The 16,480-nt window shown below is 35.2% G+C and carries 17 protein-coding genes, 1 tRNA gene and 1 rRNA gene; all 19 read left to right on the top strand.

Annotated features, from left to right (window positions below):
* Positions 1–3 precede the first annotated feature (3 nt).
* On the top strand, positions 4–882 hold the full coding sequence (locus PHF10_00095; GenBank protein ID MDD5534149.1) for a hypothetical protein: 879 nt from the start codon (positions 4–6) through the stop codon (positions 880–882).
* Between the two features lie 62 nt (positions 883–944).
* Positions 945–1,334, top strand: coding sequence for a hypothetical protein (locus PHF10_00090; protein MDD5534148.1), 390 nt, complete (start codon positions 945–947; stop codon positions 1,332–1,334).
* Between the two features lie 91 nt (positions 1,335–1,425).
* Entirely contained in the window at positions 1,426–1,851 is a 426-nt protein-coding gene (locus PHF10_00085; GenBank protein ID MDD5534147.1) for a hypothetical protein, read from the top strand.
* A 73-nt stretch (positions 1,852–1,924) separates the two neighbouring features.
* Positions 1,925–2,335, top strand: a complete 411-nt coding sequence (locus tag PHF10_00080; GenBank protein ID MDD5534146.1) for a hypothetical protein — start codon at positions 1,925–1,927, stop codon at positions 2,333–2,335.
* Positions 2,336–2,423: 88 nt separating this feature from the next.
* Positions 2,424–2,684, top strand: a complete 261-nt coding sequence (locus tag PHF10_00075; protein ID MDD5534145.1) for a GIY-YIG nuclease family protein — start codon at positions 2,424–2,426, stop codon at positions 2,682–2,684.
* Between the two features lie 126 nt (positions 2,685–2,810).
* Positions 2,811–2,897 (top strand) — tRNA-Ser (locus PHF10_00070).
* Positions 2,898–3,202: 305 nt separating this feature from the next.
* Positions 3,203–3,973: an FkbM family methyltransferase gene (locus tag PHF10_00065; protein ID MDD5534144.1), complete on the top strand. Its 771-nt coding sequence runs from the start codon at positions 3,203–3,205 to the stop codon at positions 3,971–3,973.
* Positions 3,974–3,984: 11 nt separating this feature from the next.
* The gene (locus tag PHF10_00060) at positions 3,985–4,719 is read left to right on the top strand and encodes an endonuclease/exonuclease/phosphatase family protein (protein MDD5534143.1); all 735 of its coding nucleotides are present in this window, start codon (positions 3,985–3,987) and stop codon (positions 4,717–4,719) included.
* Positions 4,720–4,747: 28 nt separating this feature from the next.
* Complete coding sequence (locus tag PHF10_00055; protein ID MDD5534142.1) at positions 4,748–5,341, top strand: hypothetical protein; 594 nt, start codon at positions 4,748–4,750, stop codon at positions 5,339–5,341.
* Positions 5,342–5,385: 44 nt separating this feature from the next.
* On the top strand, positions 5,386–6,639 hold the full coding sequence (locus PHF10_00050) for a DEAD/DEAH box helicase (protein ID MDD5534141.1): 1,254 nt from the start codon (positions 5,386–5,388) through the stop codon (positions 6,637–6,639).
* Positions 6,640–6,651: 12 nt separating this feature from the next.
* Positions 6,652–7,914 carry an NAD(P)/FAD-dependent oxidoreductase gene (locus PHF10_00045; protein ID MDD5534140.1) on the top strand — a complete coding sequence of 421 codons (1,263 nt, stop codon included), beginning with the start codon at positions 6,652–6,654 and terminating at the stop codon, positions 7,912–7,914.
* A 10-nt stretch (positions 7,915–7,924) separates the two neighbouring features.
* Positions 7,925–8,266: a hypothetical protein gene (locus PHF10_00040; protein ID MDD5534139.1), complete on the top strand. Its 342-nt coding sequence runs from the start codon at positions 7,925–7,927 to the stop codon at positions 8,264–8,266.
* 4 nt (positions 8,267–8,270) lie between these two features.
* A complete protein-coding gene (locus PHF10_00035; protein ID MDD5534138.1) occupies positions 8,271–9,068 on the top strand; it encodes an undecaprenyl-diphosphate phosphatase in 798 nt (265 codons plus the stop codon).
* Between the two features lie 4 nt (positions 9,069–9,072).
* On the top strand, positions 9,073–11,598 hold the full coding sequence (locus PHF10_00030; GenBank protein ID MDD5534137.1) for an HAD-IC family P-type ATPase: 2,526 nt from the start codon (positions 9,073–9,075) through the stop codon (positions 11,596–11,598).
* An 8-nt stretch (positions 11,599–11,606) separates the two neighbouring features.
* A complete protein-coding gene (locus PHF10_00025) occupies positions 11,607–12,557 on the top strand; it encodes a dihydroorotase (protein ID MDD5534136.1) in 951 nt (316 codons plus the stop codon).
* A 4-nt stretch (positions 12,558–12,561) separates the two neighbouring features.
* Positions 12,562–12,978, top strand: coding sequence for a DUF523 domain-containing protein (locus tag PHF10_00020; GenBank protein MDD5534135.1), 417 nt, complete (start codon positions 12,562–12,564; stop codon positions 12,976–12,978).
* Positions 12,979–12,982: 4 nt separating this feature from the next.
* Positions 12,983–14,617: a CTP synthase gene (locus PHF10_00015; GenBank protein MDD5534134.1), complete on the top strand. Its 1,635-nt coding sequence runs from the start codon at positions 12,983–12,985 to the stop codon at positions 14,615–14,617.
* A gap of 221 nt (positions 14,618–14,838) precedes the next feature.
* On the top strand, positions 14,839–15,684 hold the full coding sequence (locus PHF10_00010) for a hypothetical protein (protein ID MDD5534133.1): 846 nt from the start codon (positions 14,839–14,841) through the stop codon (positions 15,682–15,684).
* 650 nt (positions 15,685–16,334) lie between these two features.
* Positions 16,335–16,480 (top strand): 23S ribosomal RNA (locus PHF10_00005); the annotation flags it as partial.

The following is a 16,480-nucleotide window of genomic DNA, read 5'->3' as shown; positions in this document are numbered from 1 at the left end:
AATATGGAAAGATCTTACGAACAATTTACAGGACAAGAGTCGGAAATCGAGAAAAAAGATCCGATAACCGAGATTAAAGATAAAGAAAATAAATTATTTTCAAAATTCAGATTTGGCGGCGTACCAAGGCCGGTCAGAGATTTAATTTTCGGGTTAGGTCTTTTAACTAATTTTGCTACCGCCGAAGCATTTACTTTTTTTAGACACCAAGAATCACAGCAACAGACAACCCAAGAACAAGTAGATCCGGCAGAAGAACAAGAAAACATGTCAGAAGAAGAAATCCAAATGCATCAAGAATATGCCCAAGAAGTAGGAGATCAATTTGATGCGGCTATTGATTCTATTAATGCAGGTAATATATCTTTTTTTCGTCAATCATATACTGTTATTTTTATGGAAGATAAGGGTGCGGGAAAATTTATATGGGAGCACCAACAACGACCACTTTGGGAAGATGGATTAAAACCGACCAAATTAAAATCCCTGTCTGATGGTAAAAAAATCCAATTTTGGGTTGATTGGGAAGGGATTATTCAGAATGATTTACAGTTGAAAGGCTCTTTCACAACCATAGAAGGAAGTGGTATTATTGATTTAGATAAATTCGTTGAAATTATGAATAAGCGACATCCTGATAATACAAAAAATTCAAAACCGGGCGAATCCGCCGAGACAGAAGATAGAATTAATTTAGAAAAAACAATAGATAATATTATTACTCATATACAGGAGTATAAAGAAATGAGTAACAAAATAGAAAAGGAATATGCGCGCACAAGAATAATTGCGGACGTAGAGGAGGTGAAAGTAGAATACGGCTCACAAATTTTTAATGAAAAATTTTTGCAAGAATATCAAGAAATTGTTAATGTTAAATAAAATCTATTGACGATTTGTCTAAAATTTGACATTATTAAAGATAATTAGAAAAAGGGGGAAAAATGAAAAAGTTCTTTTCAAATATATTTTTATATTTTTTCGCCATCGGAGTCGCGGTTGGTTATTTTTTTATCTTTTGGTTGACAGTTCACGGTAGCATGCAATCCGGAATATTGGGTTGGTTATTTTTCGTGATAATAATAGGCACGGGTATTCTGATAAACATATTAGAATATAACCAGCTTATGCCTTGTCATAAACCAATTCAATTATATTTGCTTGTTTTTGGAATCGGAGCAATGTTTACCGGATGGAATTATTTTAATTTACGAGGCTCGGGTTATGGCAATATAGCCACAGATATGATTTGGGCGGTTCAGGTATTTGTTGGATTTATGGCTTTATTTAAAGGTATAGAAATTATTAAAATTAAGAAAAAGGGGCTAAAATAGCCCCTTTTTTATATTGACAAATTTTTACAATCTGTTACACTAAACAACAATTAAATAAAGTCTGCCTATCAGCGGACAAAAGGGGGAAGAGGTGAAAAAGTTCTTTATAAAATTATCTTTAAATTTTTTAGGTATAGTCACCATTGTTTATTGGTATTTTTTTTGGATGGGTTTCTGCGGTGAAATATCTGAATTATTATCAATATTATCATTTGTGGCAGAAATAATAATTCTGTATATTTTAGCACAAATAGTGTACGACAACTATTCTCTTATCAAGCATAGTCAGAAAAAAGAAGAAGAAACCTTGCGTTGCAAGATATCTCGCGTATATCTATTTATTTTCAGTTATGCGGCAATGCTTACTTTTTTGGTTTATCCTTTTCTGCGGTTTAAAACTATTTGTTTAAAGGGCATAGCATCTGATTTTTTTTGGATAAGTTTTTTGATTGTCGGGTTAGGAACATTTAATCCGGGTTTAGAGATGATTAAAATTAAGAAAAAGGGGCTAAAATAGCCCCTTTTGGTTTTTCTTGACAAATTTTAAAAATTTGTTATACTTTATTTAATTATAAAATAAGGGGGGAGAAATGAAAAAAATTTATCTTGCAGGAGATTTTGGGATTTGGCGAAAAATGACGATTGAAACATTAAAGGACGGATATGAAATTTGTAATCCGCTTGAGGCGTCAGATTATCCGCTATATTATGTGCGCGACAATTTGAAAGCAGTGGAACAATGTGATATTCTGTTTGTATTTCGTCCCAAGAAAATTATTGATTGTTTTGAAATGGGACTTTGGGCCGGAATAGCTTATCGAAAGAGTATAACAATCATTTTTGCCGATGAAACTGATTTTCCTGATCCTTCAATTTTCTCCATTGCAAAAAGAACATTTACCAAATTGGAGACGGCGGCGTGCTATCTAAGATTCTGGGCAGAGGGAGGAGATGAAATTAAGGCTTTGCATAAAGCAATAGAGCCGGAAAAACAGAAATAAATAAGGCGGGAGAAAAATATTCTCCCGCCGTTTTATTTTTTAAAATTTGACTTATTGTTAAAAAATATCATACTTAAGATATATCAATATGTTTTTTGTTTATATTTTAAAAAGCTCTAAAAATAAGTGGTTTTACATCGGATCAACTTCAGATTTAAACAAAAGATTAGAAGAACATAATTTAGGAAAAGTTGTTTCTACTAATTTTTATCGACCATTAAAATTAATTTATTATGAAGCTTATTTTTCTGAAAAAGACGCAAGACATCGAGAACATAATTTAAAGTTAAAATCTAGAGCTTTTGCTCAATTAAAAAAGAGACTCAAGAGTACATTAGAAAATGCATAAAATTTAATTATCTTTAAGAGGCGTGCCTCCACACCAAACGGGCGTGGAAAAAATAAATAATATTTTAATGGCACCATTAATAAAGATAAATATACGGGAGATAAATATAATATCCCCATTTGGTGTGGAGGCGTGGCTGAGTGGTCGAAAGCGGCAGTTTCGAAAACTGCTATATCCGTAAGGGTATCAGAGGTTCGAATCCTCTCGCCTCCGTATTTATATACACAGATAGATAAGATTCGAACCGCGGGCCGCAGTCCCCGGCGAGGGGGCGAAGGTTTCGAGCCATAGCAATGGCGAGAAGCGAATCCTCTCGCCTCCGTACTTCGACAAGCTTAGTACTTTATTTCGGAAAGGAGAAAAGTATTGAGTTTAGGGTCGGGAGGATCTGCACTTTTATTTTTTGAAATATGAAAAATTGGTTTGAGAATGGTGAGCCTGTCGAACCATCTCGCCTCCGTATTTATATGTTTTATTTAAGAAGAGTCATTCAATTTGTTGATTTATAGAATTTTAAAATGGAAAAAGTTAATTTAAAATTTCCAGCTCAAAGCCGGTCTCAGCCCAAGGCTGATGAGACTTGGGTCCACGTCTCAAGCGGAAAAAATAAAAATTGGCGAATTTATTTGCGCGATGAAGTTGATAAAAGCGTTTTTAACGAAATATTCAAATTTGAAGAATATCGCAAGGCTAAAGAAAAAATAAAACAAGCCGCGATGCCGATTATTGACGTCGGCGCTCACATCGGCTTATTTATTTTTTATTGTCGCAGTTTTAATCCGAGAGTAAAAATTTACGCTTTTGAACCGGAAAAAAATAATCTTGAAATTTTAAAACAAAACATCTCGGAAAATCAGCTGTCAAATATTGAAATTGTTGAAGCGGCCATGGCGGAAAAATCCGGTCAAGGAAAATTGATTTTAATGCCCGATAATCACAATCATTTTTTAGCCAATGGAAATGAGTTGACTGGCGAACAAAAAAATCAAGAAATAAAAACTTTCAGTTTGGCTGATTTTTGTGAGCAGAAAAAAATTAAAAAAATTTCCCTATTGAAAATGGATATTGAAGGCGCGGAATATCGGTTGATTAATTCTTTCAGCTCCGCAGATTTTGCCAGAGTTGAATCAATTATTTTGGAATATCATGAAAATAAAGGAAATCATCACCAAATTTTAGAAAATCATTTACGCGAGAAAGGTTTCGGTGTCCAGACTTTTCCTTCAAAATTTGATAAAAAAATGGGATTTATTTGGGCCGTAAATAAAAAATTCAATCAAACACTTTAATTTTAAATAAAATGAAATTAATTACACTCAATATTTGGGGAGGGAGAGTATTTAATCCCTTGATGGATTTTTTTAAAAAACACGCCCAAGATACGGACATTTTTTGCTTGCAAGAAGTTTTTAATAATCCATTACATACAAAAAGTAAAGTTCAGCAAAGCGCAAAAGAAGACATCTATCAAGACATTGCCAGTATATTGAAAGAATTTAATGGATATTTTGCTCCAAGACAGGATAATGAAGAAAGTTTGGCCATGTTTATCAGAAAAGATTTGGATATTAAAGAAATCGGCGACCATTTTGTTTATCGCTGGAAAAATGCGATGGAAAACGAAGACCTTACCACGTGGGGAGTAAATCTCCAATATCTGAAATTTATAAAAGACGGAAAAGAACACATGATTTGTAATTTGCACGGCCAATGGTGCCCTGACTTTAAAAAAGATAATCCGATAAGATTGGAACAGTCGGAAAATACAAAGAAATTTTTAGATAATTTTGACGGTTTAAAAATTTTGTGCGGTGATTTCAATCTGACTCCGGATACAAAAAGCATGGCAATATTGGAAAGTTCAATGAAAAATTTAATTAAGGAATATAATGTTACTTCAACCAGGAGCCATCTTTACAAAAAGGATATAAAATTCGCCGATTATGTTTTAGTTTCGCCGGAAATAAAAGTGAAAAATTTTGAAGTCATTCAAGACGTAATATCAGATCATTTGGCTTTGAGTCTGGATTTTTAAGTAAATTTTAAAAAAGTTATAATAAATTATGTTGCAATATTTAGTTTTTGTCGGAGCCGCGGTTAATTTATTTGGAGCATTTTCTTATATAAAAGAAACTTTAAAAGGGAACACCAAGCCGAATAAAGTTACTTGGTTAATGTGGTCTGTCGCTCCATTAATAGCGACCTTTGCGGCACTTTCAAGCGGAGTGAGATGGTCTGTTTTGTCTGTTTTTATGGCAGGGCTTTGCCCTTTATTAATTTTTGTCGCTTCTTTTGTAAATAAAAATTCTTATTGGAAATTGGAAAAATTTGATTATCTTTGCGGTCTTTGTTCAATATTGGCGCTTATTCTTTGGGGTTTGACCAAAGAGCCGATTATCGCAATTATATTCGCGATCGCGAGTGATGGATTTGCGGGAATTCCAACTTTAGTAAAATCGTGGAAATATCCGGAAACAGAAACTGTTACTGCTTACATCACCGGGTTATTTAATGCGCTTACAAGTTTTGCGGCGATAAAAATATGGAATTTTTCATCGTGCGCTTTTCCCGTATATTTGGTAGTTTTGTGTATTTCTCTTATTTTTTCTGTTTATCATCGCAAAATTTTTAAAAAATTATTCGCTGTTAAAAAATAAATTCATTTCAACCTTATTAATTAAATGTATTAAAATTATATTTTATGACTCAAAATTCACCACAAACTGCAGTTCAAAATTTTGCCGAACTCGGCATTGCTCCGGCGCTTTACAACAGTCTCTTAAAATTAAATCTTACTGTTCCGACACCGATTCAACAAAAAACAATTCCAATAGCTCTTGAAGGAAAAGATGTGGTTGGTATTGCTCAAACTGGAACCGGGAAAACACTTGCTTTCGGATTGCCGATGATTCAACGCCTTAATCAAATAAAAGGTTGCGGGCTTGTTGTTCTTCCTACTCGCGAACTTGCTTTGCAAGTTGATGAAGCATTATACAAAGTGGGCGCGGCAGTGGGATTAAGAACCGCCGTGGTTATTGGCGGAGCGCCGATGGGAGCGCAAATTCGCGCTTTAAACAGAAGCCCTCATATTATTATCGCTACGCCCGGCCGTTTAAATGATCATCTTCAGCAAAGAACAGTTCGGCTTAATAATGTGGTTATTGCAGTCCTGGATGAAGCTGACCGAATGTTGGATATGGGATTTGCGCCGCAAATCAAAACCATATTTCAGGCAATTTCTCCGGAAAGACAAACCATGCTTTTTTCCGCCACCATGCCGGCTGAAATTTTGACCATGGCAAAAACTTACATGAAACTTCCGATACAAATTGAAGTCGCGCCGACCGGAACAACCGTGGATAAAGTTACGCAAGAAATTTTTATTATTCCGCAACAAGATAAATTTCCATTATTGGAAAAATTATTAACGCAATATAAAGGATCGGTCCTTATTTTTACGCGGACAAAACACGGCGCGAAAAAATTAAACGAATCAATTCAGTCTTTGGGATATACGGCAAATGAAATTCATTCAAACCGATCTCTTGGCCAGCGCAGAGAAGCGCTTACCGGATTTAAAACCGGAAAATACAGAGTATTGGTTGCGACCGATGTCGCGTCTCGCGGAGTGGATGTTGTCGGCATTGAATTGGTTATCAATTATGATTTGCCGGAAAACAGCGAAGATTATGTGCATCGCATCGGCCGAACAGCGCGAGCCGGAGCGGTCGGACACGCCATATCGTTTGCCACTCCATATCAAAGAGGGGAATTGCGGGACATTGAACGTTTGGTCAGAAAAAATATTCCAATTTCAAAAACTCCGGAACTTCCTCCAATGAGAAAAGGATTAACGCAACAAAAAACAGAAGCGCCAAGAAGACGGGAAAATACGGCGCCAAAAAACAGAGATGATTATCGATCATATAGATTTCATAAACCCAGAAGATATTAATTTTAATTTTTTATGCAAGAAACCATAGAAATATTTGACGTGGCGGTTATCGGCGGCGGACCGGCGGGAATGATGGCAGCCGGAAGAGCGGCGGAATTGGGCGCCAGCGTGGTGCTTTTGGAAAAAAATAACAATCTCGGGAAAAAATTGCTTATGACCGGAAAAGGCAGATGTAATCTGACGCAGAATCAACCGGATAACAGAGAATTCATTAAAAAAATCGGCGCGAACGGAAAGTTTTTATTTTCATCATTGGCTTGTTTTGGTCCGGAAGAAACAATGCAATTTTTCAAATCTCATAATTTGCCGCTTAAAACGGAAAGAGGAAAAAGAGTTTTTCCGACATCTGACCAGGCGGAAGATGTGTTGAAAGTTTTACAAAGATATCTCAAAGAAAACAAAGTTAAATTTATTTACGGGTCGGAAATTTTTGATTTTAAATTGGAAAATAACCGAATTGAAAAAATAAAATTAAAAGACGGGTTTGTTCAGGCGCGCAATTATATTATCGCCACGGGCGGAAAATCTTATCCGACCACCGGATCAACGGGCGACGGTTATCAATGGGCAAAAAGAATGGGACATACTATTACTGAAACAGATCCGACGCTTGTTCCTATCAGAACCAATGAATCTTGGATTCAATATTTGCAAGGATTGAGTTTAAAAAATGTCGCGATTAATATTTTTCAAAATAATAAAAAACAAGCCACTCGTTTCGGCGAAATGATTTTTACTCATTTTGGATTAAGCGGTCCGATTATTCTTGATGCGAGCAGGGAAATTGGAGAACTTCTTAAAAAGGGAGAAGTGGAGATTGAAATTGATTTCAAGCCGGCGCTTGATTTCAAGCATCTTGACGAGCGGTTAAAAAGAGATTTTCAGGAAAACGCGAATAAAAATTTTGAAAATTATCTGCCTCAGCTTGTTCCCAAAAAAATGATCGGCGTGATAATCAAATTATCCGGAATTATTGCCAATACGAAAATTAACGCCATTACCAAAGAAGAGAGGAAAATTTTAGTTCATCTTTTAAAAGAAATGAAAGTGTCAGTGGTGGGATTAATGGGATATGATCAGGCGATCGCGACCAGCGGCGGCGTCAGTTTGAAAGAAGTGGATTCAAAAACAATGAAATCTAAAATTATTGATAATTTGTTTTTTGCCGGCGAAATTTTGGATCTTGACGGTCCGACCGGCGGATATAATCTTCAAATTTGCTGGAGTACCGGTTACGCAGCCGGAACCCACGCAGCTGAAAAAATTAACGATTAAATTTTTAAATATGTCAGATTTAACATTTAAAGAGGTTGTGCAAAAAACCAATGAAGTCATTGATGCTTTTAAAAAAGTTGAACAACGGGAGTGGGGAATAGAAGGTAATATCATTGAACTTACGAAGCAGATTGGCGAGCTTAGTAAGAATGTTATGGTTCTGGAGAAATATTATCTTGCCGAAAGAATGGATAATCCTAACTATAATAAGGCTTCAAAAGATGAGATTGGTAATGAGTTGTCCGATATATTTTTTATGATTATTAGGATTGCTAATCACTATGGAATTGACCTCGAAAAAGCACATATGAGAGAATTGGAGATTGCTCTAATTTCACTAAAAGAAAAATAAAAATATGTTTGATTTTTTTAAAGCGATTATTTTGGGAGTGGTTGAAGGCATAACGGAATTTTTGCCTATTTCTTCAACCGGCCATCTGATTATTGTTAATCGCTGGATTTATTTCAGCCAAGATTTTACAAAAATGTTTGATGTGGTTATTCAGCTCGGCGCGATTTTCGCCGTTATTTTTTATTTTAGAAAGCAATTATGGCCATTCAGTCATAACAAAGAAAAGCAAGCGGAAGTTATTGATTTATGGAAAAAAACAATTGTCGGAGTTGTGCCGGCTATAATTTTAGGCGCGCTTTTGGGCGATTTTATTGAAAAAAAATTATTCGGGTTACTGACTGTTTCTCTGGCTTTGATAATCGGCGGCGTTTTGCTGATTATCATTGAAAAAAGAAAAAAAGAAAGTAAAATATTTTCAGTGGCAAAAATGAGTTATAAAATCGCGCTCTTGATTGGCTTGATTCAATGTTTAGCCATGATCCCCGGCATATCGCGTTCGGCTGCGACTATTATCGGCGCCATGCTTCTGGGCGCTTCGCGCTTATTGGCCGTGCAATTTTCTTTCTTTCTGGCCATCCCGACCATGGTTGCCGCCTCAGGTTATAGTTTGTTAAAATACGGAATGGCAATGAGCAAAATGGATATTCTTATTCTTTCAACCGGATTTGTTGTTTCTTTTTTGGTGGCTTGGGCAGTAATAGCTTTTTTGATAAAATATATTCAGCGAAAAAATTTTACGCCATTCGGCTATTATAGAATAGTTTTGGGCTTATTGGTTTTGTCTCTTCTTTTATTAAAGTGAAAAAATGAATTTTCCTCAATATACAATTAAAAATATTCAAGAAACTTTTGAAGCGCTGAAAACCGGCCAAAACGGAATCTCTGATCAAGAAGCGGAAAGCCGCTTGAAAACTTACGGTTTTAACGAATTAAAAGCCAAAGAAAACGGTTTGCTTGATATTTTTTTAAGGCAATTCAAATCGCCATTTTTTTATTTGCTTTTTATTGCCGGATTAATTGCTCTCGCGGTTGGCGAAAAAGTTGACGCTTTGGTTCTTTTCGCTTTTATTTTTATCAATGTTTCTTTCGGATTTTTTCAAGAAGCGAAAGCCCAAAAAGCCATTTCGCTTTTGCAAAAGTTTATTCCGTCCAAGGTGAGAGTTCGTCGAGACGGAATGGAAAAAGTCATTGATAAAAAATATTTGGTTCCGGGCGATATAGTTCTTCTTGAAACAGGCAGTATTGTTCCAGCTGATTTAAGAGTTTTGGAAACAGATGATTTTTTGGTTGATGAATCGGTTTTAAGCGGCGAATCAATTCATCTCGGTAAAATTTTAAATCCTCTTTCCGCGGAAACCAAAGAAGTTTTTGAAGCGAAAAATATTATTTTTGCCGGAACTTCAGTCTCTTCCGGCGAAGCCGAAGGGATAGTGGTGGGCACGGGCAAACAAACAGCTTTCGGTGAAATTACGAAATTGGTTTCAGGCATAACTAGGGAAAGCGTTTTTGAAAAAGATATTTTAAAATTTTATAAAATCATATTGAGAACGGTTATAACGGCTGTTCTTTTGATTTTTTTGGCGAATTTGATGATCAAGGGAACGAAGAATATTTTTGATTTCTTGATTTTTTCCATTGCTTTGATAGTGAGTATTATTCCGGAGGCATTGCCGTTAATTATTACTTTTTCTTTTTCCAGTGGAGCATTAAGATTGGCCAGGGAAAAAGTGGTTGTCAAAAGACTTTCCGCGGTTGAAGATTTGGGAAATATTGAAATTTTATGCACTGATAAAACCGGCACTTTGACTAAAAACAAACTTGAACTTGAAGAAATTTTTGCCCAAGATAAAGAAAAACTTTTTCTTTACGGTCTTCTCGCTTCTCATTACATTGAAGACGGCGCTCAAAACAGCTTGAACGCATTTGATTTTTCTCTTTACGAAAAATCTTCTCCAAGTGTTCGTTTAAATTTAAAAAATTTCAAGAAAGTTTCATTTATTCCTTTTGAATCAGAGCGTTTAAGAAACACCATGGTAGTAAAAGATAAAGAAGGAAAATGTTTTCTTATTGTCAGAGGCGCGCCGGAAATTATTTTGGATTTATCTTCGGAATTTGAATACGGAAAAGAAAAAAGCGAAGTGCAAAAAGAAATTGAAAATCATGGACGCGAAGGAAAAAGAATTTTGGCCATTGCTTATAAAGAATTAAAAGGAGAATATTCGGAAAAAAGCGAAGAAAATATGACTTTTTTGGGATATTTTTGTTTTGTTGACCCATTGAAAGAAACGGCGAAAGAAGCGATTCAGACGGCGAAAAAACTAGGCATTCAAATAAAAATGATCACAGGGGACAGCAAAGAAGTGGCCGGGCATATTGCTCACAAAGTTGGGTTGGTTAGAGACGTAAGTGAAGTTATTTCAGGAAAAGTTTTGGATTCTTTGCCGGAAAAAGAATTTGACGAAGCTTGTTTGAAATTTTTCATTTTTGCCAGAATTTCTCCTGAGACAAAATTAAAAATCATCAAATCTCTCCAGAAAAAATTTGAAGTCGGATTTTTGGGCGAGGGGTTGAATGATACGCCGGCTTTAAAAATCGCTGATGTCGGAATCGTTGTTCAAGAAGCAGCTGATGTTCCGAGGGGAGCGGCTGACGTAATTTTGCTCGAAAAAGATTTAAGAGTGCTTATTGACGGCATTAAAAACGGGCGAAAGATTTTTTCAAATATCAATAAATACATAAAATGCGCCATGGCGAGCAATTTCGGCAATTTTTATTCAATCGCCGTAATTTCTTTGTTTATCACTTTTTTGCCAATGCTGCCGATTCAAATATTGCTTGGCAATCTTTTATCGGATTTTCCTTTGATTGCCATTGCTTCCGACACGGTTGATACCGAAGAACTTAAAAAACCAAAAACTTCCCGGCTTAGCAATTTTATCGGTTTGATAATAATTCTAGCTTTAGTCAGCACGGCTTTTGATTTTATATTTTTTGGAATTTTTCATGGCATCAAGCCGGCATTTATGCAAACTCTTTGGTTTATTGAAAGTATTCTTACTGAATTGGCCCTCCTTTTTATTGTCAGAACCAGGCATTTTTTCTTAAAAACAAAAAGACCAAGTTTAACTTTAACGCTTCTTGTTGTCTTGGATGCTATTTTTATCGTCATTTTGCCTTTTACCGGTTTGGGCCAGAAATTTTTCCATTTTGCCGCGCCGCCGATTAATTATGTCTTAATTGTTTTCGGCCTGGTGATTGCTTATTTTATATCAAGTGAAATAGTAAAATTATTTTACTATCGCCGCCAAAAATTGAATTTAGCGAAGATATAAATTTTTTTATGATCATAGATCCGCATGTGCATTGCCGCGATGGCAAACAAGCATATAAAGAAACCATAGAGCATGTTTTTAAAATTGCCGATGAACAGGGCGTGAATAAAATTTTTGACATGCCTAATACCACTCCGCCGATTTTATTTGAAAAAGATGTTAAGGCGAGACTAAAACTCGTTCCTAAAAACAGAAAAAACGACTACTATTTATATATCGGTTTGACCGCGAATAGAAAACAATTGAAAGAGGCGATAAAGTGTTATGATAAATATCGCGAAGTTATCGGTTTTAAATTATATGCCGGAAAATCAGCAGGAAATCTGGCGATTATCAGCGTTAAAGATCAAATAAAAATATATAAAACTCTTTCTGAATTTGAATACAAAGGCGTGTTGGCTGTTCATTGCGAAAAAGAAAGTTTTTTAAAACCAAAACTTTGGAATCCTTTAAAACCGATCACGCATTGTTTTGCCAGGCCAAAGAAGGCTGAAATAGAATCTGTTAAAGATCAAATAAAATTCGCCAAACAAACAAATTTTAAAGGAACTTTGTATATTTGCCATGTTTCATGTCCGGAATCCGTGGAATTAATTGATCGAGCGAGAAAAGAAATAAAAATTACTTGCGGTGTGACGCCGCATCATATTTTGTGGAGCAATGAGATGTTAAAACAACCCGATGGTTTGCTTTATACCACAAATCCGCCGCTCAGAGACAAAAAAGACGTTAAAAAATTAAGAAAATATTTGAAAGACGGTAAAATAGACTGGATAGAAACCGATCACGCGCCGCATATCATTGGTGAAAAATTATTTTCGCCATATTGTCCGGGTTATCCTTCTTTGTATCTTTATAAAAATTTCACGGAAAAATTTTTACCAAGCATCGGACTGAGTAAAAAACAAATCAAAAAAATTACATTTGAAAATATTCGTAAAACATTTAAAATTATTTAAATATATGAAAATAGTCAGCGCTTGTTTAGTGGGAATAAAATGCAGATGGGACGGCAGTGCGAAACCTTGTCGCAGGGTTATTGATTTAGTGAAACGCGGCAAGGCAATCCCGGTTTGCCCTGGACAGTTTGGCGGGTTAACAACGCCCAGATTGCCTGCTGAACAAAAGGGTGATAAAGTTTTTACAAAAAATAAAAAAGACGTAACCATAGAATTTGAGAGAGGAGCTGAGATTGGATTAAGAATCGCTCAAATGGTAAATTGCAAACAAGCGATATTAAAATCAAAATCTCCGTCTTGCGGTTCGGGAATGGTTTATGACGGCACTTTTTCCGGAAAATTAATCAAAGGCGACGGCGTTTTTGCCGCTCTTCTGAAAAAACATAAAATTAAAATATTAACTGAAAAAGAAATAAAATAAATATATGAAAACAAAATACATTTTCGTGATGGGCGGGGTAATGTCAGGGGTCGGTAAGGGGATTGCCGTTGCTTCAATCGCCAAAATTTTGCAAAGCAAGGGTTATCGCGTTTCGGCGATTAAAATTGATCCTTACATTAATGTTGATGCCGGTACGATGAATCCGATGGAACACGGCGAGGCATTTGTGACCGAAGATGGGCTTGAGACAGACCAAGATCTCGGCAATTACGAAAGATTTTTAAATCAAAATATTTACAAAACGAATTACATGACCACGGGCAGTGTTTATCAATCCGTGATCAACAGAGAAAGAAATTTGGAATATGGCGGCCGGTGCGTTGAAGTGGTGCCGGACATTCCGAATGAAGTGATTGACCGGATTAAGAAAGCGGTCAGAGCGACCAAATCGGAAATCATGATTATTGAAATCGGCGGCACGGTCGGCGAATATCAGAATATGCTTTTTTTGGAAGCAGCCAGAATGATGCATTTGAAATCACCTCAAGATGTCATTTTTATAATGCTTTCTTTCTTGCCGGTTCCGTCAAAAATCGGTGAGATGAAAACAAAACCGACTCAGCAGGCGGTAAAAACTCTCAATTCGGCCGGTATTCAGCCGGATTTTATTTTAGCTCGAGCATCAATGCCATTGGATAAAGTAAGAAAAAGAAAAATTTCAATTTTTTGCAATCTTAATGAAAACGACGTTATTTCCGCGCCGGATGTCACTTCTATTTATGATATTCCGATGAATTTTGAAAAAGACAAACTGGGCACGAAAATTTTGGAAAAATTTAATTTAAAAACGCGCAAGGGCGATTTGAAATTATGGACCAAGGCGGCCAGAATAATGAAAAACGCCAAAAAAACGGTTAATATTGGATTGGTGGGAAAATATTTTAGAACCGGACAATTTATTTTAAGCGATTCTTATATCTCAGTGATTGAAGCGGTTAAACACGGATGCTGGATCAATAATTGTAGACCGAATTTTGTTTGGATCAGCACGGACGAAATCGCCAGCCAAGGAATAAAAATTTTGGAAAAATTGGACGGCGTGATTGTGCCTCAAGGTTGGGGTTCGCGCGGTTCGGAAGAAATGATTAAGGCGATTCAATATTGCCGGGAAAAGAAAAAACCGTATTTCGGTTTGTGTTATGGAATGCAAATGGCCGTGATTGAATTTGCCCGTCATATTTGCAAATTAAAAAAAGCGAATTCCGAAGAAGCGGACCCAAAAACTCCGTATCCGGTGATTCATATTATGCCGAATCAAAAAGAATATTTGGCCAAAAAACAATACGGCGGAACAATCAGATTGGGAGCTTGGCCGTGCGCTTTAAAAAAAGGAACAAAAATTTATAACATTTATCAACAAGAAAAAATCTTTGAAAGACATCGCCACCGCTATGAATTTAACAATAAATATCGGGAGATGATGGTTAAAAACGGTTTAATAATCGGCGGCACTTCGCCGGACGATAAATTGGTGGAGGCGATTGAATTAAACAATCATCCGTTTTTTGTCGGCACGCAATTTCATCCGGAATATAAATCAAGATTTTTGGAGCCACATCCTTTGTTTAAGGCCTTTATTAAAGCGTGTTTAGGGAAGAAATCCCTCACCCTTCGGTGATGTCATTTTCCAGATGCGAGCCAGTATTTTACTAATTTATTTAATTTACCATTGATTTAAGAGAGTTTACTTATATTTTAAAAAAATTAATTAGGAAAATGCGGGACGAGCATTATCACCGAAGGGTGAGGGATTGACAAAAACTAAAAAATGTGCTTAAATAATAGTAGATATATAATAAATTAAAGATTGTTTAAAAACAATCTTAATGAGGTAAATATATGAATAGAGAAGGTGGACCGTCATCAAAAGATATAGGGATTAATAATCCTGAAGATTTAGCGACAAAATTAAAGACAAGACTTGAAACAAAAAAAGGAGAGCAAGAAAAAAATATTGAATTAAAAATTATTGATCGAGAATCTCTGATTACAGAAGCTCAAAAAAATGATGGATTACTCAAAACTGCTCAGGAAAGTTTGGGTTATTTTGATTCTTTACAGAAACAGGGAGATTTAAAAGATCCTAATGATATCAAGGAATTGAATGAGCTTAAAATTTTAGTTGATAATTTAGAAAAGCGTCAAACTGAAATTGATCAAGAAATAAAAATAATTTCAAATCATCCTGAAGTTGAGAAAAAAATATATAATGAGGCTGAAAAGATAAATTTTGATAAAAATACGGAAGAAGAAATAAAAGAATCTGAGAACACCCAAAAAAAGTTAGATCTTTTTAGGGAAGAATTTATTGAAAAAGCTTTGCAAGAATTAAGATATGAAATACAATTTCCTATCTTCAAAGCAATGAAAGATGATAAGGAATTCATACAGCTACCAGACTTGGAAGTAATAGGGCCTGATGGTCTTAAATATGTAAGAATGGTGGGCAATACAGGATATTGTGTTGAAAGAAAAAGATTATTGTTTAAACAAAAATTTATTATTAAAGAGAAATGGGATGATGATAAAGTTATAGAAGAATTTAAAACCGAAAAAGAAGTAGAAAATTTTTTGAGAACAGAAACTTATAAAAGAGCTAAAGAAAATCTAGAAAAAGAAAGTGATAATCATTTGAAATTACTAATGGCAATTGGCATAAGGAAGCTCCAATTTAATAAATGTTAATAAATGGGCTGATTTTTTAGAAAGCTGAGAAAATTACAGAATTTTTTAAAGATGAGCCATGGGTAAAAGTAGAATTACATGCCAAGAAAGAAATGGTAAAATGTTGTTTAGAGGGATATTTTAAGGAAGAAAAACAGAAAAATTGATTAAAAATATTTTATAACAACTTATCCACAGTATTGTGTAATATCCACATTGACTTATTTTGCCATTTTTTGTATAGTACCTATTACAACAATTTTTAAAATGTTAAAAATTATAAAACAAAACATTATTGTTTTTTCAAACAATCTACAATTAAGCGGCTGATTTTGCTGTCCTTTTTGGGCAGTTTAAAAACCGCTTGAAGCGGTTTTTTGTTTTATCTTGTGAAAATTTTAAAGATTGAAAATCGTAGAAAATTTAAAAATAAAATAAAGAACCCTATTAAATCCCGCAGAGCGGGAATTTCGCCAGAGGCGAAATTATTTAACAGGGTGAGCGAAACTCTAGTAAAATTTTATTCGTCTTTCAGACTCTAAAATTTAAAGAGTTTCCTCAGTACTTTGACAATTTAATAATCGAAAATAGAAATAGAGTAATGTATCAATATCGTCCAATTTAAATTAAAGTAAGTTTTTTCACAAAATATTTTTTGTGAGTTAAGTGGTGAATTAGAAAATTAGAGCATGTGGTGGATGCCTAGACATCAAAAGCCGATAAAGGACGTAGCAGCCTGCGATAAGCTTCGGGGAGGTGGCAAGCAACCTTTGATCCGGAGATTTCCGAATGGGGTAACCTATTTGCGCTAAAACGC

This window comes from Patescibacteria group bacterium (assembly GCA_028716665.1).
In the GTDB taxonomy this organism is placed as follows: domain Bacteria; phylum Patescibacteriota; class Patescibacteriia; order UBA2591; family JAQUPP01; genus JAQUPP01.
The sequence above is the reverse complement of the archived record's forward strand: the minus strand, read 5'-3'. Positions and strand labels throughout refer to the sequence as shown.